Source organism: Bacillus sp. 2D03 (assembly GCF_003946765.1).
Lineage (GTDB): Bacteria > Bacillota > Bacilli > Bacillales > Bacillaceae_G > Bacillus_A > Bacillus_A cereus.
Window position 1 is genome coordinate 54,188 of record NZ_RPSJ01000001.1, and the last position, 24,117, is coordinate 78,304.

Below are 24,117 nucleotides of genomic sequence, written 5' to 3' on the forward strand. Positions count from 1 at the left end.
ATTACGCCTCCATTACTAATAATTGTGGGTCATTCAATAGACGTTTAATTTGGTTTAACGCTTTTTGAGCAGTTGCACCGTCAATTAAACGATGGTCAAAGCTTAGAGATAATGCTAATACTGGAGCTGCAACGATCTCACCGTTTTTCACAACTGGTTTTTCAGCGATACGGCCGATACCAAGGATTGCTACTTCTGGGTGGTTGATAACTGGAGTGAACCATTGTCCACCTGCAGAACCAATGTTTGTAATTGTGCAAGAAGCACCTTTCATTTCAGCTGGAGCTAGACGACCTTCACGTGCTTTACCAGCAAGATCATTGATCTCGTTAGAGATTGTGAAGATAGACTTACGATCTGTATCTTTAACAACTGGTACTAATAGACCTTTGTCTGTATCAGCTGCGATACCGATGTTGAAGTAATGTTTATGAACTACTTCTTGAGATGCATCGTCTAAAGAAGTGTTTAACATTGGGTATTCACGTAATGCAGATGTTAAAGCTTTAACAACGTACGGAAGGTAAGTTAATTTAATACCTTTGTCAGCTGCTACTGCTTTGAACTTCTTACGGTGAGCAACAAGTTCTGTTACATCTACTTCGTCCATTAATGTTACGTGAGGAGCTGTGTGTTTAGAGTTAACCATTGCTTTCGCAATCGCTTTACGGATACCACTCATTTTCTCACGAGTTTCTGGATATTCACCAGCTGGGATTGGTTGTGCTTTTGGTGCTTCTTCTTTCGCTGCTGCTGGAGTAGCTTCTACTGCTGCTGGAGCATCAGTTGCTGCTACAGTTTGTCCACCATTTGCAAATGCATCGATGTCAGCTTTTACGATACGGCCATTCTTACCAGTACCAGCTACTTTATGAATGTCTACACCCTTTTCACGAGCGTATTTACGAACAGATGGCATAGCGATTACGCGCTCATTTACTACTTCTGCAGTTGCTGCTGGAGTAGCTTCCGCTGCTGGAGCTTCTACTGCTGCTTCTTCAGCTTTTGGAGCTTCATCATGATCGTCACCTTTAAATTTAAGGTTTTCGTATCCAGGAGCATCAAATTTAATTAATGTATCTCCTACGATTGCAACTGTTCCTTCTTCTACAAGTACTTCAAGTACTTTACCTTTAACAGGAGAAGGGATTTCTACTACTGCTTTATCATTTTGTACTTCAAGAAGTACATCGTCTTCGTTTACTTCATCGCCTGGTTTAATAAACCATTTTACGATTTCACCTTCGTGGATACCTTCACCGATATCTGGTAGTTTAAATTCAAATGCCACGGAATTCAGCCCCCTGATTCATTTCATTATTATGGAATATGTACAAAAGAAACCAGCATGTGCTGATTTCTTTTGCACATGAAAAGCTAAAAATTAGAAGTTCATTACTTTGTTTACAGCTTCAACAATATCTTTGTGGTTTGGTAACCATACGCTCTCTGCTTGAGAGAATGGGAATACTGTATCAGCAGCTGCAACACGTACAACTGGAGCTTCTAAGTTTAAGATTGCACGGTCGTTAATTTCCGCTACAACGTTAGCTGCAATACCAGCTTGTTTTTGAGCTTCTTGAACTACAACTACGCGACCTGTTTTTTCAACAGAAGCGATGATTGTTTCGATATCTAATGGTTGAACTGTACGTAAGTCAACAACCTCTAAAGAGATACCTTCTTTTTCAAGTTCTTCAGCAGCTTTTAATGCAGCGTGAACCATAGCACCGTAAGCGATAACTGATACATCTGTACCTTCACGTTTGATATCAGCTTTACCTAAATCAATTGTGTAATCACCTTCTGGTACCTCTTGACGGAATGAACGGTACAATTTCATATGCTCTAAGTAGATAACTGGATCGTTGTCACGAATCGCAGAGATTAAAAGACCTTTAGCATCGTATGGAGTAGATGGAATAACAACTTTTAGACCAGGTTGTTGAGCCACTAATCCTTCTAAGCTATCAGCATGTAGTTCAGGAGTATGAACACCACCACCGAATGGAGAACGAACTGTTACTGGAGCAGTCCAACGTCCACCAGAACGGTAACGCATACGAGCTAATTGACCAGAAATTGAATCCATTACTTCATAAACGAAACCGAAGAATTGGATTTCTGGAACTGGACGGAATCCTTCAAGTGCAAGACCAACTGCAAGTCCACCAATACCAGACTCTGCAAGTGGAGTATCCATTACACGATCTTCACCAAATTCAGCTTGTAAACCTTCAGTAGCACGGAATACACCGCCGTTTACACCAACGTCTTCACCAAATACAAGTACGTTAGGGTCATTTTTCATTTCAACGCGTAAAGCATCAGTGATTGCTTGAATCATTGTCATTTGAGCCATGGCTTACTTCGACTCCTTTTCTTTGTAGATTTCATATTGTTCAGCTAAGTTGTAAGGCATTTTTTCGTACATGATTTCCATTAAATCAGTTACTTTTTGTTTTGGAGCTTGGTCAGCCTTAGCAATTGCTTGTTTGATATCTTCTTTTGCTTCTTCGATTACTGTCTCTTCAACTTCTTGAGACCATAGTCCTTTAGCTTCTAAGAACTTACGGAAGCGTACGATTGGGTCTTTTTGTTCCCATTCGTTTTCGATATCTTTTGTACGGTAACGAGTTGGGTCATCACCAGCCATTGTATGTGGACCGTAACGGAATGTTAAAGTCTCGATTAAAGTAGGGCCTTCGCCATTTACTGCGCGCTCACGAGCGAAAGCAGTTGCTGCGTATACAGCTAATGGATCCATACCGTCTACTTGAATTCCGTAAATACCTGCTGCTACTGCTTTTTGTGCTACAGTTTTAGCTGCAGATTGCTTTTCTACTGGAGTAGAGATTGCATAACGGTTGTTTTGAACAACGAAGATTGCTGGAGCTTTGAATGCACCTGCAAAGTTCATACCTTCGTAGAAGTCACCTTGTGAAGCACCACCGTCACCAGTGTAAGTAATTGCAACAGATTTTTTACCACGTAGTTTCATACCTAACGCAACACCAGCAGTTTGGATGATTTGCGCACCGATAATGATCTGTGGAGCTAATGCATTTACATTCTCAGGCATTTGGTTACCCATGAAGTGTCCACGAGAGAATAAGAATGCTTGGTATAATGGTAATCCGTGCCATACTAATTGTGGTACATCACGGTATCCTGGTAAGATGAAGTCTTCTGCTTCAAGTGCGAAATGACTTGCTAATTGAGAAGCTTCTTGTCCAGCTGTAGGTGCGTAGAAACCTAAACGTCCTTGACGGTTTAAAGAAATAGAACGTTGATCTAATACGCGAGTATACACCATACGACGCATTAATTCTTTTAATTGGTCATCAGATAATTCAGGCATAGCTGCTTCATTCACAACTTCACCGTTTTCATTTAAAATTTGTAATGTTTCAAATTGAGCTGCGATAGCTTTCATTTGCTCATCAACATTAAATAGGGTCTTTTTTGTTTTAGTACCCATTCCGTTCACCTCTTCCTCTCTTGAACCATATTCTGAAACGCTTTCACTGGCTATTTTCCAGTTTAAAAAGCGCAACGATGTAAACCAACATGTTTGTATGTCGGTTGAGAATAATTTTGTGTACCTAACAATCTGTACTAATGTTTTTTCAGAAACATATTAATACAATCTTGATCACGTTTTTTAGTTTACAACTATTCTAATTACGATGTCAATTACTTTGAATACGTTTTTTTATAAATAATATGCAGGTTTCTACTACACAAACGTGTTTTTATTTTTTACATCTGTATTAGTAAGCATTGACCTACTGTTATATTATTCCCTTTTTCACTTATTTTTTCTCTTAGAATAATATGTAAACGATTTAATTCTCTTTAGTTTTTCTCTCTTCGTAACAAAAATATACAAACTACTCTTCCTTTTTTAGGTAAATACCTATACATTTCTACCCTCTCTTCCATACATTATAGTAACCGCAGTATTAGCGGGAAATAATAAAGGAGGTCATCTCATGTACGGATATTCATATTGCTATCCAACTTGTTCATATCCTTCCTACGGTTATGGCGGTTCTTGTGGCGGGTCTGGACGCGGCTTCGCCTTAATCGTTGTGTTGTTTATTCTTTTAATTATCGTTGGTGCTGCTTGCATTCGCTAATGTAAAACGAAACAACTATGGAAAGAAAAAGACGGCTTTGCCGTCTTTTTCTGTTTATCACATACATAACCTACTCTATAATAGAACGATTTCCAAAATGCCTTCCCTTTCTTGCCGATGACTTTTTCCATCTCCTTTGGTAGACTAAAGAGGAAAGGAGAGATTACATATGCTTACAATGAAAGATGTTATTCGCGAAGGAGATCCTATTTTGCGCAACGTTGCAGAAGAGGTGTCATTACCGGCAAGCGAAGAAGATACAACTACCTTAAAAGAAATGATTGAATTCGTAATAAATAGCCAAGATCCTGAAATGGCTGAAAAATATAGTTTACGCCCTGGAATCGGATTAGCGGCTCCGCAAATCGGTGTTTCAAAAAAAATGATTGCAGTTCATGTAACCGATGCGGATGGTACATTATATAGCCATGCATTATTCAATCCAAAAATCATTAGCCATTCTGTTGAACGTACATATTTACAGGGTGGTGAAGGCTGTCTATCTGTAGACCGCGAAGTACCTGGTTATGTTCCTCGTTATACAAGAATTACAGTAAAAGCAACTTCTATTAACGGAGAAGAAGTAAAATTACGTTTAAAAGGTTTACCAGCAATCGTATTCCAGCACGAGATTGACCATTTAAATGGCGTTATGTTCTATGACCATATCAATAAAGAAAATCCTTTTGCCGCTCCTGATGATTCCAAACCTCTAGAGCGATAATAATAAAGAGGCGGAAGTTAATCTTCCGCCTCTTTATTATGAAATGGGTTCCATATTCACTTATAACAATCCAGCCCACTTTAGTCCATGATATATACCGTCTTCATTAACATCCTTTGTCACATGATTTGCAAGTTTTTTCAAGTCTTCATGGCCATTTCCCATCACAATACCTGTGCCAACGGCTTCGATCATTTCTAAATCATTTAAGCCATCTCCAAATGCATACACTTGGTCACGATTAAACCCTAACTTTTCAATGTATTTCTCAATTCCTTTTGCCTTAGAACCACCATTCGGAATGATATCCATTGAATATGCATGCCAACGAATAAAATGAAAATCTGGATAATGATTAATAAACTTTTCCTCTTCATTTACTTCACAAAAAAGTAGTGTTTGATAAATATTACGTTCCTCATAAAAATTAGGCTCATATGTTGGATGCTCAAAGTTTAAGCTTCCAAAGCCTTCTTTCACATAATCATGATATTCCACTGATGCTCTCATATCTTGATGGTCAAGATATACAAGTGGATATCCTTCTTGTTTTGCAAACTGAGTAAACCTATGTAAAGCATCTGGATTTAACGGATTATTAAATATTACCTCATCTTCAAAGACAACATATTGCCCATTAAAACTAACATAATTATGTATATCAAGTTCCTTACGAATATCTTCGAACATAAATGGCGCGCGGCCTGTCGCAATTGCTACATGTACACCTTTTTCTTGTAACTGTTTTACTGCATCTCGTGTAGATTGCGGAATTTTTTTATCATGATCTAATAATGTTCCATCAATATCAAAAAAGACAATTTTATCATTCATTTGTCAAAATCCTTTCTGGCACTCTATATTCCTATTTTGAATATCACTTTTCAAATTCTAAAAAAAAGTATAACATATTAAACATCTGTGAAGAAAGCGTTCCCTTTCTGACCTTATTTATAAACTTTGCATATATATATTAGTAAAACATGTGGATACTTGTTCGGATGAATTTTCTTTTCCATTCTTCCTCATACTATACCTATAACTAACGGCTACTAATCGTTACTATAGAATAACTTTCACTGTATGGGAAAGGACAAGATTCACCCTTCACTTTTGTCCTATCTCTTATATCAGAGATAGAGTTTTCACTAGTAATAGGCATGTTTAAAATAAGGAAAGGAAGGAGTAATCATGCTGAAGAAGCTGAAGAAAAAGCTCAAGCGTTATTTAAACGGTCTAGTCCGTAAAAAGACAATCGCTTAAATTGTGCCCATTTCGGGCTTTTTCTTCATTCTCATTCGAAAAAACATGAAAATCGTGACTGTTTGCTTTATAATAAGTAACAGATAATGCAAAACATAGACAAGGAGAGGTTTTCCAAATGATTTTTAAAGTATTTTATCAAGAAAAATTAACTGAGGTTCCAGTACGTGAAAATACAAAAGTTTTATATTTAGAGGCTACGTCTGAAAAGGATGTTCGTACAAAATTAAATAAGTTCGCATATAATATCGAGTTTGTTCAGTCTGTTACTGGCGCTCATCTTGAATATGAAAAAGAAAACGCTGATTTAACATTAGCGGAAATCGTATAGCGATATGAAATTTCTAAAAAACGACCAAGTTGCTGTATTTGCTCTCGGTGGGCTTGGTGAAATCGGTAAAAATACATACGCTGTTCAATTTCAAGATGAAATTATTATAATTGATGCTGGAATTAAGTTTCCAGAGGACGAACTTCTCGGAATCGATTATGTAATACCAGACTACACTTATTTTGTGCGAAACGAAGATAAAATTAAAGGGTTATTCATTACACATGGTCACGAAGATCATATCGGCGGAATCCCTTACCTATTACGTCAAGTGAACATTCCGATTTACGGCGGAAAATTAGCAATTGCACTCATCAAAAACAAATTAGAAGAACACGGCTTACTTCGTAAAGCAAAACTTTACGAGATTCAAGAAGATGACGTTATTAAATTCAAAAAAACGTCTGTATCCTTCTTCCGTACAACTCACAGTATTCCAGATTCGTACGGCGTTGTTGTGAAAACACCTCAAGGTCAAGTTGTTCATACAGGTGACTTCAAATTTGACTTCACACCAGTTGGTGAACCAGCTGATTTAACAAAAATGGCTGAAATCGGTAAAGATGGCGTACTATGTCTATTATCTGATAGTACGAACAGTGAAGTTCCAAACTTTACTATGTCTGAGCGTCGCGTTGGTGATAGCATTCAAGACATTTTCCGTAAAGTAGAAGGACGGATTATATTCGCAACCTTTGCATCAAATATCCACCGCTTACAACAAGTTGTTGAAGCTGCTGTTGAAAACAACCGTAAAGTAGCTGTGTTTGGTCGAAGTATGGAAGCAGCGATTGAAATCGGACAAAACCTTGGTTATATTCGTTGCCCGAAAGATACGTTCATAGATGCATCTCAACTAAACCGATTACCAGCTAATAAAGTTGTTATTTTATGTACAGGTAGTCAAGGTGAACCGATGGCAGCACTTTCACGTATTGCAAACGGTACACACCGCCAAATTCAAATTATTCCTGGAGATACAGTTGTTTTCTCTTCTTCACCAATTCCAGGAAATACAATTAGCGTAAGTCGTACAATTAACATGTTGTACCGCGCTGGCGCTGATGTAATTCACGGGAAACTTTCAAATATCCATACAAGTGGACACGGTGGACAAGAAGAACAAAAGTTAATGTTACGTCTAATTAAACCGAAGTACTTCATGCCAATTCATGGTGAATATCGTATGCAGCGTATGCACATGAACATAGCAAATGATTGTGGCATCCCTGAAGAAAATTGCTTCATTATGGATAATGGCGATGTTCTTGCTTTACGTTCGGATGAAGCTAGCGTAGCTGGAAAAATCCCATCTGGTTCGGTCTACATTGATGGAAACGGTATTGGAGATATTGGCAATATCGTATTACGCGATCGTCGTATCCTTTCTGAAGAAGGACTTGTAATTGTAGTTGTAAGCATTGATATGAAAGAATTTAAAGTTGCAGCAGGACCTGATATCATCTCACGCGGTTTCGTTTACATGCGTGAAAGCAGCGATTTAATCAATGATGCACAAACATTAATTACAACTCATTTAGAAAAAGTAATGGAGCGTAAAACAACACAATGGTCTGAAATTAAAAATGAAATTACAGACACATTAGCCCCATTCCTATATGAAAAAACGAAACGTCGTCCAATGATTTTACCAATCATTATGGAAATATAAGAAAAAGGACAATGCCATGAAGGCATTGTCCTTTTCTCTTATCTTAAAAAGTGTTTAAATCGATCCACTTCATCGTCATGACCAATGACAATTAATATATCTCCTGCTTGAATATTCTCCGTAGCTCGAGGGGATACGATAACTTCTTTGCCTCGTTTAATTGCTACAATATTCAATCCAAACTTCGCACGAATATCTAATTCAATTAAAGAGTGCCCATCAATTTTTTTATTCGCAATAATCTCTACAATACTATGCTCATCTGAAAGCTCAAGGTAGTCTAGCACATTGCTTGATGCAATATTATTAGCAATCCTTTTTCCCATATCACGTTCTGGATGCACAATATGATCTGCACCTATTTTACTTAACACTTTTTCATGATAATCATTTTGAGCTTTTACAGTAATATTTTTTACACCCAACTCTTTCAAAATCAAAGTCGTTAAAATACTTGAATTTAAATTATCTCCAATAGCAACGACTACGTGATCAAAATTTCGAATACCAAGGCTTTTTAATACCATCTCATCTGTTGAATCTGCAATTACAGCATGCGAAGCTATATTTGCAAATTCATTAATTTTATCCTCATCTGAATCGATTGCCATTACTTCCATACCTAATTGAGCTAGTTCTCGGCAAATACTTCCACCAAAGCGACCAAGTCCAATGACAGCAAATTCTTTTTCTTTCTCACCCACAAGAATTCCTCCAATAACTTCAAGTACTATTTATTTTCAGTGTAACACACTTTATATGCGTCACAAAAACTGTAATTAGCTCTTATTTTTGTTTTTGTATATAAAAATATTGTTGCAAGTAAAAAGCGATACCAACAAGTAGCATAGCAAATACAAATATATTTCCAAAAGAACTAAATGTTTCAAAAACGAATAATAATGTTTCTTGACCAAAAAAGGCAAATAGAAGCTGTGTGAATGCAAATAACAACGCCCATATGTAATGATGTTGATGGAATAAATAATGCGTTGCACCTAAAAAAGCAATAAACGAAAAGATAAAGATCCACCAATTTTCTAAAAATAGTTGCCAATTAGAAAATTGATATCCATTTACTAATATCGCAATAAGCGCGATAACTGCCATCGTCGGCACACTCCAAAATAATGCCCGTCCTCTAAAGAAACGAGTACCTCTAACATCTCCTTTTTCATGTGCAATATATGTTAGTACTACTGTGCTTATATACAAAACAGAAAGAATTGTTAAAACGATAATAAGCCAAAAATGTAATTGATAATATTCATGCTCTATATTTGTCACGATTGCAGCTAACATGCACGGAATTAACATTCCCGTCCAACCATCTACTTTTCTTTCATTCCAAAAGACCGTATTACCAATCCTTATTCCTAACAACATAAAAATAATGATACCCAATACAAATAACGTAGTTTTATTCCCTACTAAACTCGTTGAGAAAGCAATTAATCCAATAAATAAAAAGAGCACAAACCCATTCATAATTTCTAGTACAGGTGATAAATATCTCTTCACCCATTTGTATGTTTCGTCATATTCATTATTATCTACTAGACGATAGGCATAAAAACTTATCCCAAAATAAACCGCCGCAATAATAACATACGCATATAAGACGAAACATAAAATCGCACTGCTAATTTGCACGTAATTCCCCACCCTTTTTTCTATGTTTCACATTGATTTTACACACTTTTCATACTAAAAGTAAATATATATAAGTTAGTCAAATAATTAATAATGAGCAGTGGCTAAACCCCCTGCTCATTATTAAAACAGTACAATTAACTTTAATTCTTCCATTTTTGTATGTAAATGTCTAAAATCAATCTATACGAGCGTTACTTACACCTCAGAACAAAAAGTTTTTTGGAACCTTCAAGAAAGCGGAAGTTTTATTTTCTATTCCCTTTCCACTTTACATATTGGCTTAAAAATGTAATTGCCTTTTCAATCACTTCTTCGTCTGGTTTTAATTTTGCATGATGTAAACCATATTCTGAATTTACTCCAAGCCAAAACATAAATCCAGGGATTTCTCGAAGCATATAACCAAAATCTTCACCTGTCATTGCCTCAGTACATGTAATAACATTCATATCAGTTTGTTTATGTACAAATTGCATAAACTCTCTCGTTAACTCTTCATGGTTATATACTTGATGATACATTGCTCCGTAATCTATAATCGACTCACACTGGAAAGAAGCTTCGATACCTGCAACAATTGCCTCAATTCTGCTTTTCACACGCTTCATTGATTCCACTGATAATGTTCGAATCGTTCCTTCTAAACGAGATTTTTCTGCAATAATATTTTGAACCGTACCACCTGTAATTTTCCCGATTGTAATTACTGCACTATCAAGAGGATTTACATTGCGACTAATAACGGATTGAAGCTGTGTAACAAGGTGACTCGCTGCAACAATCATGTCATTTGCAGTATGCGGATAGGCAGCATGGCCACCTTTCCCTTTTAAATCAATATATAATTCTGAAGTATTGGCAAATAACAGTCCTTCTTTCGTTGCAATTGTACCTACAGCGTATTCTGGTGCAATATGAAGACCAAGAATTATATTTGGTTTCCATTCTTTTAACTCTTCACTTTCTAACATAGGAAGAGCACCGCCTGGTCCTTCTTCTGCTGGCTGGAATAGAAATACAAGGTCATCATCTATTCTTTCGCTCACAACTTTCGTTAGAAGGCCTAAACCGATTGTTGTATGTACATCATGGCCACATGCATGCATCATCCCCTCATGAATAGAAGCAAACTCGTATCCAGTTTCCTCTGTAATTGGTAAACCGTCTATATCTGCACGATAACCTATTATTTTTTCGGGATTTTTTCCATTTACTTTAACGATTACACCCGTTTTCCATGTCTTCACTTCCACAAATTCATGAGAAAGTGTTCCTATATAATCTAAAATATACTGTTGTGTTTTCCATTCCTTAAATCCGATTTCTGGAATTCTATGTAGATCTCTACGAATTTGGACAAATTTGCTTACTGTCATTTTTGCACCTCTATCTATAAAAAGCGTAAGAGCCCTTTTACGCTCTTACGCTTTTTTTACTTTTTATTTCTCTGGGTTTAATTGACGAAGCTCTTGTTTAATTTCTGTTTTTGCTTTTGTCTTCTCATCAATTTCTTTAATTACACGTGCTGGAGTACCTGCAACAACTGTGTATGGAGGCACATCTTCTGTTACAACAGCTCCCGCTGCTACAACTGCACCTTTACCTACTGTAACACCCTCTAAAACAACTACGTTTGCACCGATTACTACATCATCTTCAACGATAACTGGTTTTGCAGAAGGTGGCTCAATAACACCTGCAAGTACAGCACCTGCACCTACGTGACAGTTTTTACCGACTGTTGCACGTCCACCAAGTACTGCATTCATGTCGATCATAGAACCTTCACCAATTACAGCACCAATGTTAATTGTTGCATTCATCATAATTACAGCGTTGTCACCAATTTCAACATGGTCACGAATAATAGCACCTGGCTCGATGCGAGCTTTAATACCTTTTAAATCAAGCATTGGGATTGCAGAATTACGACGATCGTTTTCTACAACGTAGTCAACGATGTGCTTATTATTCTCATCAAGAATTGTCTTAATTTCAGACCATTCTCCGAATAATACACCTGATTTTTTATTCACAAATGCTTGTACTGTTTCAGGGAATGTTACTTCTTTTAAATCCCCTTTTATGTATACCTTTACAGGAGTTTTCTTTTCACTTTTTTGAATAAACGAAATAATTTCGTTAGCATCCATCATTTTCATTCTTGTTGCCTCCTAAATCCATTTATAATGTTACTCTACCAAACGAAAGAGCGAGTAGCAAGATAATAATCTTATTTTTCCCTTTGAATTTCTTCTATAATTTCTAAAAATGCTTGCACTTGCTTCAACTGCCTTGCCGAGTCACTTGTTAACAACCATGTTTCTCTCGTCAGTTGAACAGGTGTTTTATACATATTTTCCTGTACTTCCTTTAAAACAGTAGAAGGTAAAAGGGCATAACCTATACCATTTAAAACAAGTTGTTTACATGTTTCAATTTGGTCAACTACAATTGTTCGCTTAGGCGGATTAGAAAATAAACCATACCACCAATTTTGTATTTGTCCATAATAAGTAGAGTCACTTTTAAATTGAATGAACGGCCTATTTGTTTCTTTTAACATCGAAATATCTTTTATTTCTTTATCAACTAAATACAGTTCATCTTCAAATAATTGTTGTTTCTGACCTTTATATTCTTGTGTGCCCCTCAGTATAGCAACATGAACGTCTCCTTCATAAAACTGCTTTTGCACTTCACTACTCCATCCAGTAAACAGCGATATCTTTACAGAAGGATATTTATGCACAAACTTTTTCAAAACAGGAGGGAGCCAATATTGACCAATAACTGACGCAACAGCTATTTTTAACGTTCCATGAGTTTCCGTTCTAAAAACAGCTAGCTCACTTTTTATATCTTCTTCCCTTTGCAACATTTCTTTAGCATAATTTGCTACTTTTTCCCCTTCAGGTGTAATTGTCAATCCTTTTTGTGAGCGAATAAAAAACTTCATTCCCCATTGTTTCTCCATAGATTGTAATCGTTGACTCAGCGCAGGTTGGGAAACAAATAAACGTTCCGCCGCTTTTCTCATATTTGATTCCTGAGCTAACACAACCATCATTTGAAAATCATCAATTTGCAACTTTCTCCCTCTTTCCTTAGCTTCCATACACCTTATTTTAATAAGCTTTTCATTCTTAATTTAGCCGAATACTTTCATTCAGAAAATACAATTGTCCAGCGCAAACTTTCCTTATGTTTTATGTCTTTTTAAATATAATACATACACAAGTGATATGCACGAAAAAAAGTGACTTCTTCGTTTCTATGAAGTCACTTTTCTCACGTTATCGATTATATTGCCTTACTTTCTTATTCAACAATTTTAAAATAGCCCGACGTGTTAAAATCCCCTCAAAATAGCCTTCTTCATTAACAGCGCAAATAAAAGGATGATCAATTGTCATTTCTAAAGCTTTTGCAAATGAATCGTCTAATTTAAGAACAGGTATATCTTCCTTCATCACCTGCTCTACTTTCATATCATCGAGTCTTTCAAACTCAATACGCTCTAATCCTAACATACCATCTAATATCATGGCAGTACTAATCAAACCATGTAGTTTATACATTGGATCTAAAACAGGTATCGCCGAATATCCAGATTTCACAAGAACGAGTAAAGCATGTTCTAAACTATTTCCAATTTGGACATGAGCTACTTTTTCCGATGAAATCATTAAATCCTTCACAAGAATTTGTTGAAATTCGTCTTTCGGAATACTAATCATATTACATCCCCCATTTTCCTTTTTTCCTGCTTATGTTCACAACTCTATTCACATTTTATGACAGCGTTTTCATATTATTATTTTGTCCTAAATTTATTTCAATAAAAATACAATCACACAGCTATTTTAGCATACAGCACAAAAAAAAGACTACCATTCCGGTAGCGCTTAATACCCTTTATTTTTTAATCTGTAAAATAACCTTGTGATTTTTTTATATTGCATCACATCTGTCTGTTTCAAACCATTCTCAATATCTGTAAGTTCCACAGCTAAAATTTCACTTGCATAATTTTGCTGAAATAAAATATCTAGTAATAAACTTTCTTCTTCCTTTGTTAAAACAACTTCCCTTTGCATATACCCCTCTCCTTACACTCGCATCGTTACTCTTATTATATAAAAAATTCAACCTATTTAATAGATGTAATATTCAGTTTTTATTAAAAGATATGTAGCAATCGTACACATACAAAAAAATCATTTCGTATATCGATTTGCATAGCTAAACGCCGCATAAGCATCCGGCTTAATTTTTGCAGTTAATCCCATTGCTCGAATTTTTTCTGTCATATCTAAAATAAATTCTTTTGTTAAACCATCATTCCCAATGTCTAAATGAATTTCCATTATGAATCCAGCCCCATCTTGAGCATAAGGATGCAATAACTCCCATATTGTTTGTATATGAGTAGGCGTAAATAGACATGCGATTTCTTGACTAAACTGCGTTTCTAAATATATTTTCTCACGTAAGGTTGCCGGCTTATCTTTTACTGATCTATGGTGTAAACAGCCCCAGGCACCTTTTCCAACACGATGAATATGGATTGCTGTAATAAACCTCGTATCCTTTTGATGCGCTTGTGAGTCTGTCCCAATGGATAATCGATATAAATTTCGCGGATCCTTTTCAATGAAACTACAAATACGGTTAAAGACCATATCAAAATTTAAATGTCTCTCTGAAACATTGTAAAATTTATGTGCACCGTCCACAGAGTCACGTCCTTTCAATTAGACAGACTTTTCGTATTCTCATTGTATGGGACAAAAACTAAAATTATAACTTCCTATCCTTTATTCGTTTCAATATTTCGAATTACAAAGTGACAAACTTGGCACGTATAAATTACATTTTGATTAGATTGAGCCGTTAATACATGAATAATCTCAGCAGAACTTTGACAATTAGGACAAATCACAACTGGTAAACGTTCCATACGATAACCTCCTAGTTATATTTCTCCCGCTATTTGCAGAACCCAGCGATTGTGAGAAGTTTAGCTTCACATATTCACCCGGTTGACGGGACTCATTTTCCACATGGATAAGCAAACTTGCACGGATTAAAATTTCATTTTAATACCATTGTAGGAAAAATAAAAAACTTCTATACATTCCGCTAGAAAGTAATAGAACTAAAAAAGGTACTGCCACATGGCAGTACCTTTTTTATATGTATCAAGAAATGATATCGTAAATCTCAATTGCAACCATGTCGATATTATCGAATTGATACACTTGAGGTTTTTCACCTTGTTGATACACTTCTAACTCATACATTTCACTTTTATCGAAAAATTTCACGCTACATTTGCGCTCACCGTTCACTTCAAAATAGCGTTGTGCTACTTCACCGCTTTCAGCTTGTTCTTGTAGACTAACAAGTCGAGTTAAAATTCCTTGGAGTAGAGACATGAAATCTCTCCTTTCTCTAATCTTCCTACCAATAGGTTTTACAGCTATACTCATTCTATCCGTCATAACAGAAAAAATGTTCCACACTCTAGGATAAAGGTTATTGGCCAGAAACTCAACTAAAAATTTGTCGAAATGCGAAGGAAAAAACAGAAAGAACATATTTCCCCTTCTTTATTGCGGTTTTTATACTGGAAGAATATAATAAAAAACAGAAAAAAGGAGGAATAACAATGAAAAAAATTGAGGTTTATACACAACCCGATTGTCCGCCATGTGTTATTGTGAAAGAATTTTTGAAGCATAATAACGTTGCATATGAAGAATTTGACGTAAAAAAAGACGCTGCTGCTCGCAATCGTCTTTTATACGACTATGATTCTTATTCAACTCCAACAGTCGTAATTGATGGCGAAGTAGTTGCAGGGTTTCAAATTGAAAAGTTACAACAACTACTCAATATAGAATAGGAATAGGTAAATACCTATTCCTATTCTTATCCCGCTATTTGTAGGTAGTAAAACTCCCACCCAAAATTTAGCTACAGCAAAGAAGTTAGATGGAAGAGTAATCCCTCTCACTGATTAAAAATTTCACTTTATAATTGTTGCAACCTTTTTATTTCAGTTAAAAGTTCCTGACTTTCATGATATCCTGCTAATTTCCATTTATCTTGATCCCTTTTCAATGTTACAATTTGATACTGTCCACTTTTTGTCCGCTCATATACATATAAATTTTTATGTTCTTCATCATACGACATTTTCGTTTCTGAATTAAAAGAAAACGGTGCTTCTTTTGCCGGAAGTAAATATTCACCACTTTGTTTATCACTTCTGCTATTTTCATCTGTAAATACTTGAAGGAAATTATCTGTAAAATACGGTGATAACGTCTCTATCATCTTATTCATCGGCAAATGCTTCCCACGAATTGAAAACTGTGTTTCATAGCCTTTTTGTATCGTTGTAAATACTTCTTTCCGATCGACTTCCACTTCCTCTTTTCCTAAAACAGTCGTAACACTATAACCAACTAGAAAGGCAACACATACAAATAGAACAAGCCATATTCCATATTTCCTCATTTTTTCACCTTCCTTTTAAAAGAACTTGTCTTTGTAGTATTCATTGTAACAATGATTATGCAAAGAAAGGACAGATTTCGTTCGTAAAATCTTTACAACGATAGACAGCATTTTCATCACCATTTTCACTATTACCAATTTATGATAAAAACAAACAAAAAATGCACGAATTCCTTCGTGCATTAAAATAAAACATCTTCTTCATATAAATATTCATAAGATAAATCTATAAATAAAAAGTTGTCATCATCAATCGGGAAAGAAAATGTTCGTACCATTTCTCCCGTTTCAATATCTGCATATAAATCTGAAAGCCTCGCCTTATTCTCGAAACGCATTTTCATGATATTCTCGAGAAAATACGGGCGCCAACTCCAGTTCTTCATATAATAATCCGGCATCACAATCCATTCTCCATCTTTTTTCATAACATTTCCTGATTGTTGGAAACCATCTTCATTACAAATAAATATACGAAAACTACACTGTGATACACTTTGACTAAATTGTAATAACCAATCATTTATATCTTCATTCTTTTTTTGTTTTGATAAAACATCGCCAATGCGATCGCGTAACATCTCTGTTAAATTATAAATTTTTTGTAACTTCTTCTTTTCATGCTGAATAAACTGATGACATTCATTACCCAGTCGCTCTTTCAAAACATTCGTTTCAATAAAATCAGGTAAACATTCTTTCAAATAATTACCTTGATAATATCTTCCACCGTTCTTCCAAGCATATTGCAGTTGATAAAAAGCATCTATTTCTTCATATAACAAAGTTGCACCAATTCTTCTAGCAAGTAATGATAAAGAATATAAAATATCTTGATAAGATTGTAAAAGTGCTGTTTGCCTTAAGTTCGTTAAATCTACTTTTAAAATATCAGGTGCTAACACGCTAATACGCTCTAAATTACTTGTGCCCGTTCCGACTTTATTAATCGAAATTTGAATACCATATGTACGATAATACATAAGCAAATGATTAAATTGCTCTATATCTTCTTTACATTCATGCTCTGTAATCTCTAAAACAATTTGTTTTAAATTTAAACCTTGTTCTTCATACCTCAATAAAAGTTGAAGCAAGCTTTCATCATTATCATTCATTAATACATTAGCATTCCGATGTATAAATAATAATAATTTTTGATCGCTTTCTAAATAACGATTTAAAGCTTTTTCTACTATAATATTATCCGCTTCCAGTTGAAATTCACTTGGAATCGAATCATCGTGAAAGAAAGAAGCTAAACTTTGTATGCCCTCTTCTGTTTGAATACGTCCTACTACTTCGTATCCAATTACAGTATGCTCATCAGCACTAAAAATAGCTTGATAATAAGGAAGGACTTTATCCAAGTTACTCATTACATCTAATGCATCTATCAACGTGCTTCCCTCCCTTTACTTTTCAAAAATTATAACATGATATTTACGGAAAAATAATAAAAAATCCCTTCAGTTTTCCTGAAGGGATTAGAGGGGTAAAATGCTAAGGGGAATTAGCAATTCTACTATGAAGAAAAAAGAGGTCTTAAATATAACGTATATATGACCTCTTGTAAACACTTTTCTTTCATATGTCACAATTCCGTCACATTTAACCGTAGAAAAATGAATCAAACATTCATTTTTTTATCCCTTTTAAAATGGATATTGATGTAAATGTTGTCCTCCATCCATTGTCATGCAAGTTCCATTTATGTACGCAGCTTCATCTGAACATAAATAATAAGCTAGGCCAGCGATTTCTTCTGGCGTACCCAACCTTCCAAGCGGAACACTTTGTATCGTACGTTTAGCCATTTCTTCTGAAATCCATAATTTATCAGCACCGCCCGTACGTTCAATTGGTCCTGGCGCGATAGCGTTAACTCGTATTCCATATTTACGTCCCCACTCAACAGCGAGCGTCTTCGTCATTGCTAATACTCCTGCCTTCGCTGCAGCCGAATGAATCACTCCTGGACCTGCATCCCATGCATATGTTGCTACCATGTTAATGATATTCCCTTTTATACCTTTTTCAATCCAATATTTTCCGACAGCATGACTACAGTAAAACGTACCGTTTAATACAATATTAATGACTGAATTCCAGCCATTCACAGATAAATCTTCTGCTGGACAAATAAAGTTTCCAGCTGCATTATTTATTAAAACATCAATTCTACCAAACTTCTCATCAATCTGTTCAATCATTTTCTGAATGTCATCCGTATTTCTTACATCCATTTGTACAGGTAATACTTGCCCTGGAAATTGTTCAATTTCCAACTTTGTTTCCTCTAGTTTTTCCTTTGTACGTCCTGTAATAACAACTCGTGCCCCTTCTTTTGCAAAACGAGTCGCCATTCCTTTTCCCATTCCACTCGATCCACCTGTTATAATAACTACCTTTTCTTTCACATACATCCCCTCCAAAAAATGAATACACATTCATTTTATCACTTTATTTAATAGAAATCTTTATATTTTTAAACTTTTCTGATATTTTAGCGTAAAGAACTTTCTTTTTATTCATTTTTTTTCGTAATCTATACTACTTTTTATTATGTAAAGTATATTTTAAATAAACTGAAAGGAGATTTGAGTAGCCTATAAATGGAATGAAAACATTGAGGTATACTCATATTTTTATGAAGCACATTACAAGAAGAAATTTTTTAAAAATTGGTATGCGTACTTGTCTCTATTCATTTATAACCAGTAGCATCGGATACTACTATGCTAAATATATAGAGCCCCATTTCATTTCTTTTACACAGCACACATTAAAATCACAACTCATCCCAAAAAATTTTCATGGTATGAAAATTCTTCAATTCAGCGATTTACATCTCGGATACTATTTCTCGCTTCAACATTTATCTAAAGTTGTTTCTAAAATTAATGCTGTAAATCCAGATATTGTCCTTTTTACCGGAGATCTCATTGATAATTATCAAACGTATACTGACACTCCTTTCGTTGCATCCATTTTAAAAAATATACAAGCCCCCTTTGGTAAATTCGCTATTTATGGTAACCATGATCACGGTGGATATGGAACTGAATACTATGAGCACATCATGCGTGAATCAGGATTTGAGCTATTGCTCAATAGTGAAAAAAGAATTCGTCTAATGGATAATAGCGAAATTTCTATTTTCGGTCTCGATGATATACTACTAGGCAAACCAAAAATAGAGAAAACATTAGAGCATGCACGGCAAAGTACTTATAACATTGTTCTTGTTCACGAACCAGATATCGCGCCCAAAGTTTCTAGATATCCAATCAACTTGCAACTTTCTGGTCATAGTCACGGCGGACAAGTACAAATTCCTTTTTTAGGAGCTATTATTACACCTTCACTCGCCAAAGACTATATTGAAGGCTTCTATACAATTCAGGATTTAACTCTCTATGTCAATCGAGGCCTGGGAAGAACACGTGTCCCATTTCGTTTTATGTCAAAACCTGAAATCACAATTTTCACACTCAAACATTCGTAATAATTCGCCTATTTTCTTACATATCCTTTCTTGTACGCGCTCATCCACGTTTTGTTTACCATATGATAAAAGTGAGTCCAATAAAGGAGGTATGTTCATGTATCCATATTATCAACCAATTCCAGTCCGTTCAGCACCTATTGGTCCAGTAGGCGACTCACGCTTCTTCCCGTTTTTTGGCGTTCCCTTTCTAGCTGGAATTGCTGGTGGATTGCTCGGCGGAGCATTAGCTTTCGGCCCTCGACCATTTTATCCACCTTATCCAACACCTTTCCCGCCGCCAGCACCTTATCCTTGTTACGGTGGACCATGTCAGCAACCATACTATTACTAAGTTAAAATAACGATTCTTTCAAATATTATTCTCTCAACGAGCCATCTCATTACACGCTTATAATAAAACTATTGTTTCTACTCATCCTTCCATTTTTGGAGCATATGAGTAGAAAAAAGTAAAAACCTCTTATTGACATAAGAGGTTTTTACTTTTTTCATTATTCAGCGTCTGTATTTTGATATGCCATCTTAAACAACTTCACTTGGCTATCAATTTCTTCTGTACTACTATTAATAACATAATAGTAATCACCATCTTTATTTTGTTCACGTGTTTTCACATTATCAGCTAATGTAAGCTGTAAAATCGCCTTAATTCGTGCCTTCATTTCAATATCTAATATCGGGAAAGATATTTCCACTCGCTTCTCCATATTTCGCGTCATCAAATCAGCTGAAGATAAATATATTTTCTCCTCCCCATTATGATGGAAATAATAAATACGGCTATGTTCTAAATATCTTCCAACAACACTAACTACACGAATATTTTCACTTACATTTGGAATGCCAGGTCGTAGGCAACATGTCCCTCGAACAATGAGCTCTACCTTTACTCCAGCTTGTGATGCTTCGTACATTTTTTTTATTAATGGTTTATCTGTTAATGAATTCATCTTAGCGATAATATATCCATTTCCATATTGCCTATGATAACGGATTTCTTCATCTATTAAATCTATAAATTGCTCTCTTATATCAAATGGAGCAACCGATAAATGATGAAAATGTGGCTTTGTTGTATAACCACTTAAATAATTAAAGAAATTGGTTGCATCAACCCCAAAGTCTTTTCTTGATGTAATATATCCAAAATCAGTATATAACTTCGCTGTTGCATCATTATAGTTTCCAGTTCCGAGATGTACGAACCTTTCGATTTTTCCGTTTTTTCTTCTTACAACTAACGTAATTTTACTATGTGTTTTCAAGTGACTTACACCGTAAATAACATGACAGCCTGCCTGTTCCAATTCTTTAGCCCAATGAACATTGTTTTCTTCATCAAATCTTGCCTTTAATTCAACTAATACTGTCACTTGTTTTCCCTTTTCAGCCGCTATCTTTAACGCCTGAATAATCGGTGAATCACCACTTACACGATATAACGTTTGTTTAATCGCAAGTACATTCGGATCGTCCGCCGCATCACGGACAAAATCAACTACCGGCTGAAATGATTCAAAAGGATGATGTAATAAAATATCATGCTCAATTGCTTTTTCAAATACATCTTCTTCATCACCTAAATCTTGAGGTGGTTGCGGAATAAGAGCCGGATATACAAGATGTTCATATAAAGGAGCTAGTTTTTTATATAAAGAAAACAAACATGTTAAATCTAATGGACCATCCATTATATATACATCTTCATCTTTTACTTCCAGAACCTCATATAATAACGCTAATACTCTTTCATCAATGTGTTCTTTCCCAACTTCTAAACGAACAGCAGCCCCCCACTTACGCTTTTTTAATTCTTTTTCAATTACCTTTAATAAATCTCTCGCACCTTCTTCATGAATCGTTAAATCTGCATTGCGTGTAATACGGAAACGAGTAACAGATGATACTGTATATCCCGTAAATAATTTATGAGTAAAGCTACTAATTACGTCTTCTAATAAAATAAATTTATGCTTTTGCCCTTCGCTCGGTAAAATTATGAAGCGCTCAAGTAATGAAGGAACTTGCACAATTCCTAACTTCGTCCTGTTTTCTTCTTCCGCTTGCTTCTCATCATATAAAAGAGTAGCCAAATTCAAACTTTTGTTTAATAACATTGGAAATGGGCGATATGCATCAATAGCTACAGGAGTTAACACCGGAAAAATTTGCTCATCAAAATACTCTTCTATAAATTCTCGCTGCTCTTTCGTCAAATCATTGAATGTTAAACGTTCAATTCCCTCTAACTCAAGTGCTGGTAATACATAATTTTTAAATGTATCATATTGTACTGTCATTAGTGCATGGGCTTTTATCGCAATTTTATTTAATTGCTTTTTTGGTGTTAAGCCAGCTTTATTTTCTGGCTGATTAAATCCAGCACTCACTTGATCCTTTAATCCCGCTACACGTACCATAAAAAATTCATCTAAATTCGAACTAAAAATACTAATAAATTTCAATCTTTCCAAAAGTGGATTATTTGCATCTTGCGCTTCTTGTAAGACACGTTCATTAAATGCTAACCAACTTAACTCTCGATTATTGTAATAAGCTGTATCATTTAAATTTACTGCATTCCCCTTCAATAATTCCATTCTCTTCACACTTCCCCTTGAAACTTTTTTACTATAATTTACTTACTTTTATTTTAGCAAATTACAATATTATAAAGTGTAATTTTTTTGTAAAGACATCCGTACAACCTAATATTTTAGTTCAAATGACAAGTTAATATTCGTTTTTAATACTCTTTCTAACTGTTTTTTTTGTTTTTCAGCTTGCACTTTTTCCGCTAATGCCGATTGTTCACATAAAGCTTTAAACGTTAATCCTTCTTCGCTTTCTGTTATAGATATGGTATCAATAAGCGATCGTTGCCTTGCATTTAAAGTAGCTGAAAATTGTAAAACAGCTCCTAACAGGCGGATTTTTTTTTGTTCGCTTTTATCAAACCAACCTTCAAATGGAGATAAATGTTGTTTAAATAACATTTTTGATTTATACGATGCAATAAGCGCTAGCCTTACTCGATCTTTATGCATCATGCCATCAATTGTCTTATTCGCTAATAAATAAAACGTATGTAAACGGCTCGCTTCTTCGTCTATATATTTGCCTATATTAAACACTTTCGCTGCTTGATGGAACACTTCCCAGTCTTTTACTGACATAGAAATAAGCCCTATTTCCTCAAGTTGTTTGCAAATTAGTCTTCCATGTTTAATAAGTTGAATAACAAATTCCATGTCCATTTCGTATTCATGTGATAGTAAATGCAGACTTTCTTCAACTACGTTCGGATAATATGAAATCCCCAAATCTTTTGTCAACTCTTCATAGAAAACACCTTCTCTTAACCCTTTTCTACTTAATACAAATGCCGGTGCCTCTATAACATTAACAAGTGTATGAAATACTTCAACCGCTGGAATAATCGTATCTGCTCGATCTTTTGCCAATCCTTCCAATTTCTGAAGTTCTATGAACGACAATCTTTCCAATTCATCTTTTACACTTTCAATATCTTCTTCTTTCATCTTGTATAAATGTAATCCTGCTATAGGATAACATATTAAATTTTGATGGATTTTTACTAAGTTCCTAGCACTACCACCAATTGCAATAAGAGGCAATTTCTTATTGATTAACCATGGTAACGTTCGAAGTTGAAACTCTAAATACTGTTGCATTCCCTCTAACTCATCTTTAGTAGGAATATCACCTTTAATAAATTGTTGCTTTAAAGAAAGTGCCCCAAAAGGAAAACTATGGTACTCTAAAATCTCTCTATTTCTAAAGTATGTAACTTCCGTACTTCCCCCACCAATATCTACCGTTATTCCTTCTGAAAACGATGTAGAATTCATAACCGCCAAGTATCCGTAACGCGCTTCCTCATACTCTGATAATACTCTAAGCGTAAAGTCCGTTTGTCCTTCAACAAGCTTTTTAATTTCCTCTTGATTCTCCGACTGTCTAATTGTTGCTGTTGCAACACAAAGTACATGATGCAACTGATGGAATCTTGTACTTTCTTGAAATTGAAATAATGTCTGTAATAATACTTCTATTCCCTCTTCATTCAACACACCATCAATTAAGTAATTCCTTAACCTAGCAACAACTTTCGTATTTTCAATCTCTTTATAAAAACCTCCATTTTGCTTTTCATAAATAACTAAACGCATTGTATTAGATCCAATATCTATAATGGCATACTGTTGTTTTAATATTTCTTTCAAACTTCTCACTCTTTCATTATCAAATTTCAAAAACATATTCTAT

At 35.1% G+C, this 24,117-nt stretch carries 26 protein-coding genes; 7 read left to right on the forward strand and 19 right to left on the reverse strand.

Translation table 11 applies throughout. The annotated features are described in order from the left end of the window. Window position 1: 1 nt before the first annotated feature. The 3 genes from pdhC to pdhA all read right to left on the reverse strand — a co-directional run bounded on the left by pdhC (window position 2) and on the right by pdhA (window position 3,481). Window positions 2-1,291 (reverse strand): pyruvate dehydrogenase complex dihydrolipoyllysine-residue acetyltransferase, encoded by a 1,290-nt coding sequence (pdhC, locus tag EBQ15_RS00380; RefSeq protein ID WP_000863417.1) that lies wholly within the window; start codon window positions 1,289-1,291, stop codon window positions 2-4. A 93-nt stretch (window positions 1,292-1,384) separates the two neighbouring features. Further along, the gene (gene pdhB, locus EBQ15_RS00385) at window positions 1,385-2,362 is read right to left on the reverse strand and encodes a pyruvate dehydrogenase complex E1 component subunit beta (RefSeq protein WP_000068168.1); all 978 of its coding nucleotides are present in this window, start codon (window positions 2,360-2,362) and stop codon (window positions 1,385-1,387) included. A 3-nt stretch (window positions 2,363-2,365) separates the two neighbouring features. Beyond that, entirely contained in the window at window positions 2,366-3,481 is a 1,116-nt protein-coding gene (gene pdhA, locus EBQ15_RS00390) for a pyruvate dehydrogenase E1 component subunit alpha (protein ID WP_000536895.1), read from the reverse strand. A 514-nt stretch (window positions 3,482-3,995) separates the two neighbouring features. On the opposite strand from pdhA, the gene EBQ15_RS00395 reads away from it, so the two are divergent. Together EBQ15_RS00395 and def are read left to right on the forward strand one after the other, a co-directional pair. Next, on the forward strand, window positions 3,996-4,142 hold the full coding sequence (locus EBQ15_RS00395) for a YjcZ family sporulation protein (protein WP_000274562.1): 147 nt from the start codon (window positions 3,996-3,998) through the stop codon (window positions 4,140-4,142). A gap of 169 nt (window positions 4,143-4,311) precedes the next feature. After that, the gene (gene def, locus EBQ15_RS00400; RefSeq protein ID WP_000957048.1) at window positions 4,312-4,866 is read left to right on the forward strand and encodes a peptide deformylase; all 555 of its coding nucleotides are present in this window, start codon (window positions 4,312-4,314) and stop codon (window positions 4,864-4,866) included. Between the two features lie 60 nt (window positions 4,867-4,926). Here the strand turns inward: def and EBQ15_RS00405 are convergent, their stop codons facing one another. Further along, window positions 4,927-5,700: a Cof-type HAD-IIB family hydrolase gene (locus EBQ15_RS00405; RefSeq protein WP_000998272.1), complete on the reverse strand. Its 774-nt coding sequence runs from the start codon at window positions 5,698-5,700 to the stop codon at window positions 4,927-4,929. Window positions 5,701-6,247: 547 nt separating this feature from the next. Here EBQ15_RS00405 and EBQ15_RS00415 point away from each other — a divergent pair. Both EBQ15_RS00415 and rnjA read left to right on the forward strand, forming a co-directional pair. Further along, entirely contained in the window at window positions 6,248-6,460 is a 213-nt protein-coding gene (locus EBQ15_RS00415) for a DNA-dependent RNA polymerase subunit epsilon (RefSeq protein ID WP_000576435.1), read from the forward strand. Between the two features lie 4 nt (window positions 6,461-6,464). Next, the gene (gene rnjA, locus EBQ15_RS00420; RefSeq protein ID WP_000670377.1) at window positions 6,465-8,132 is read left to right on the forward strand and encodes a ribonuclease J1; all 1,668 of its coding nucleotides are present in this window, start codon (window positions 6,465-6,467) and stop codon (window positions 8,130-8,132) included. Window positions 8,133-8,170: 38 nt separating this feature from the next. Here the strand turns inward: rnjA and EBQ15_RS00425 are convergent, their stop codons facing one another. From EBQ15_RS00425 to EBQ15_RS00465, 10 genes are all read right to left on the reverse strand, one after another. Then, a complete protein-coding gene (locus tag EBQ15_RS00425; protein ID WP_000504032.1) occupies window positions 8,171-8,836 on the reverse strand; it encodes a potassium channel family protein in 666 nt (221 codons plus the stop codon). 82 nt (window positions 8,837-8,918) lie between these two features. Then, window positions 8,919-9,785 carry a cytochrome c oxidase assembly protein gene (locus EBQ15_RS00430; protein ID WP_001167325.1) on the reverse strand — a complete coding sequence of 289 codons (867 nt, stop codon included), beginning with the start codon at window positions 9,783-9,785 and terminating at the stop codon, window positions 8,919-8,921. Window positions 9,786-10,033: 248 nt separating this feature from the next. Further along, the gene (locus EBQ15_RS00435) at window positions 10,034-11,164 is read right to left on the reverse strand and encodes an N-acetyldiaminopimelate deacetylase (protein ID WP_000218675.1); all 1,131 of its coding nucleotides are present in this window, start codon (window positions 11,162-11,164) and stop codon (window positions 10,034-10,036) included. 63 nt (window positions 11,165-11,227) lie between these two features. Beyond that, entirely contained in the window at window positions 11,228-11,950 is a 723-nt protein-coding gene (dapD, locus tag EBQ15_RS00440; RefSeq protein ID WP_000783241.1) for a 2,3,4,5-tetrahydropyridine-2,6-dicarboxylate N-acetyltransferase, read from the reverse strand. Between the two features lie 71 nt (window positions 11,951-12,021). Further along, window positions 12,022-12,906 (reverse strand): LysR family transcriptional regulator, encoded by an 885-nt coding sequence (locus EBQ15_RS00445; RefSeq protein WP_001987174.1) that lies wholly within the window; start codon window positions 12,904-12,906, stop codon window positions 12,022-12,024. 178 nt (window positions 12,907-13,084) lie between these two features. After that, entirely contained in the window at window positions 13,085-13,528 is a 444-nt protein-coding gene (gene cbpB, locus EBQ15_RS00450) for a cyclic-di-AMP-binding protein CbpB (protein ID WP_000623580.1), read from the reverse strand. Between the two features lie 168 nt (window positions 13,529-13,696). Further along, complete coding sequence (gene abbA, locus EBQ15_RS00455; protein ID WP_001188692.1) at window positions 13,697-13,888, reverse strand: antirepressor AbbA; 192 nt, start codon at window positions 13,886-13,888, stop codon at window positions 13,697-13,699. Between the two features lie 120 nt (window positions 13,889-14,008). After that, complete coding sequence (locus EBQ15_RS00460) at window positions 14,009-14,527, reverse strand: ribonuclease H-like YkuK family protein (protein WP_000348489.1); 519 nt, start codon at window positions 14,525-14,527, stop codon at window positions 14,009-14,011. 74 nt (window positions 14,528-14,601) lie between these two features. Next, entirely contained in the window at window positions 14,602-14,751 is a 150-nt protein-coding gene (locus EBQ15_RS30990; protein WP_000440540.1) for a hypothetical protein, read from the reverse strand. A 241-nt stretch (window positions 14,752-14,992) separates the two neighbouring features. Continuing rightward, on the reverse strand, window positions 14,993-15,229 hold the full coding sequence (locus EBQ15_RS00465; RefSeq protein WP_000055151.1) for a YkuJ family protein: 237 nt from the start codon (window positions 15,227-15,229) through the stop codon (window positions 14,993-14,995). Between the two features lie 233 nt (window positions 15,230-15,462). Here EBQ15_RS00465 and EBQ15_RS00470 point away from each other — a divergent pair, with 233 nt between their 5' ends. Beyond that, entirely contained in the window at window positions 15,463-15,699 is a 237-nt protein-coding gene (locus EBQ15_RS00470) for a glutaredoxin family protein (RefSeq protein WP_000717875.1), read from the forward strand. Between the two features lie 128 nt (window positions 15,700-15,827). On the opposite strand, the gene EBQ15_RS00475 is transcribed toward EBQ15_RS00470, so the two are convergent. The 3 genes from EBQ15_RS00475 to fadH all read right to left on the reverse strand — a co-directional run bounded on the left by EBQ15_RS00475 (window position 15,828) and on the right by fadH (window position 18,736). Then, the gene (locus EBQ15_RS00475) at window positions 15,828-16,316 is read right to left on the reverse strand and encodes a DUF3993 domain-containing protein (protein ID WP_001233804.1); all 489 of its coding nucleotides are present in this window, start codon (window positions 16,314-16,316) and stop codon (window positions 15,828-15,830) included. Window positions 16,317-16,498: 182 nt separating this feature from the next. Continuing rightward, window positions 16,499-17,716: an EAL domain-containing protein gene (locus tag EBQ15_RS00480; protein WP_000564310.1), complete on the reverse strand. Its 1,218-nt coding sequence runs from the start codon at window positions 17,714-17,716 to the stop codon at window positions 16,499-16,501. Window positions 17,717-17,971: 255 nt separating this feature from the next. Continuing rightward, entirely contained in the window at window positions 17,972-18,736 is a 765-nt protein-coding gene (fadH, locus tag EBQ15_RS00485; protein WP_000660913.1) for a 2,4-dienoyl-CoA reductase, read from the reverse strand. Between the two features lie 230 nt (window positions 18,737-18,966). Between fadH and EBQ15_RS00490 the strand changes: the two genes are divergently transcribed. Continuing rightward, the gene (locus tag EBQ15_RS00490) at window positions 18,967-19,824 is read left to right on the forward strand and encodes a metallophosphoesterase (RefSeq protein ID WP_033683947.1); all 858 of its coding nucleotides are present in this window, start codon (window positions 18,967-18,969) and stop codon (window positions 19,822-19,824) included. A gap of 97 nt (window positions 19,825-19,921) precedes the next feature. Then, entirely contained in the window at window positions 19,922-20,158 is a 237-nt protein-coding gene (locus tag EBQ15_RS00495) for a hypothetical protein (RefSeq protein ID WP_000283741.1), read from the forward strand. Between the two features lie 160 nt (window positions 20,159-20,318). Here the strand turns inward: EBQ15_RS00495 and EBQ15_RS00500 are convergent, their stop codons facing one another. After that, a complete protein-coding gene (locus EBQ15_RS00500) occupies window positions 20,319-22,427 on the reverse strand; it encodes a polyphosphate kinase (protein ID WP_000421677.1) in 2,109 nt (702 codons plus the stop codon). Between the two features lie 108 nt (window positions 22,428-22,535). Beyond that, entirely contained in the window at window positions 22,536-24,110 is a 1,575-nt protein-coding gene (locus tag EBQ15_RS00505; protein WP_002000750.1) for a Ppx/GppA family phosphatase, read from the reverse strand. Window positions 24,111-24,117 lie beyond the last annotated feature (7 nt).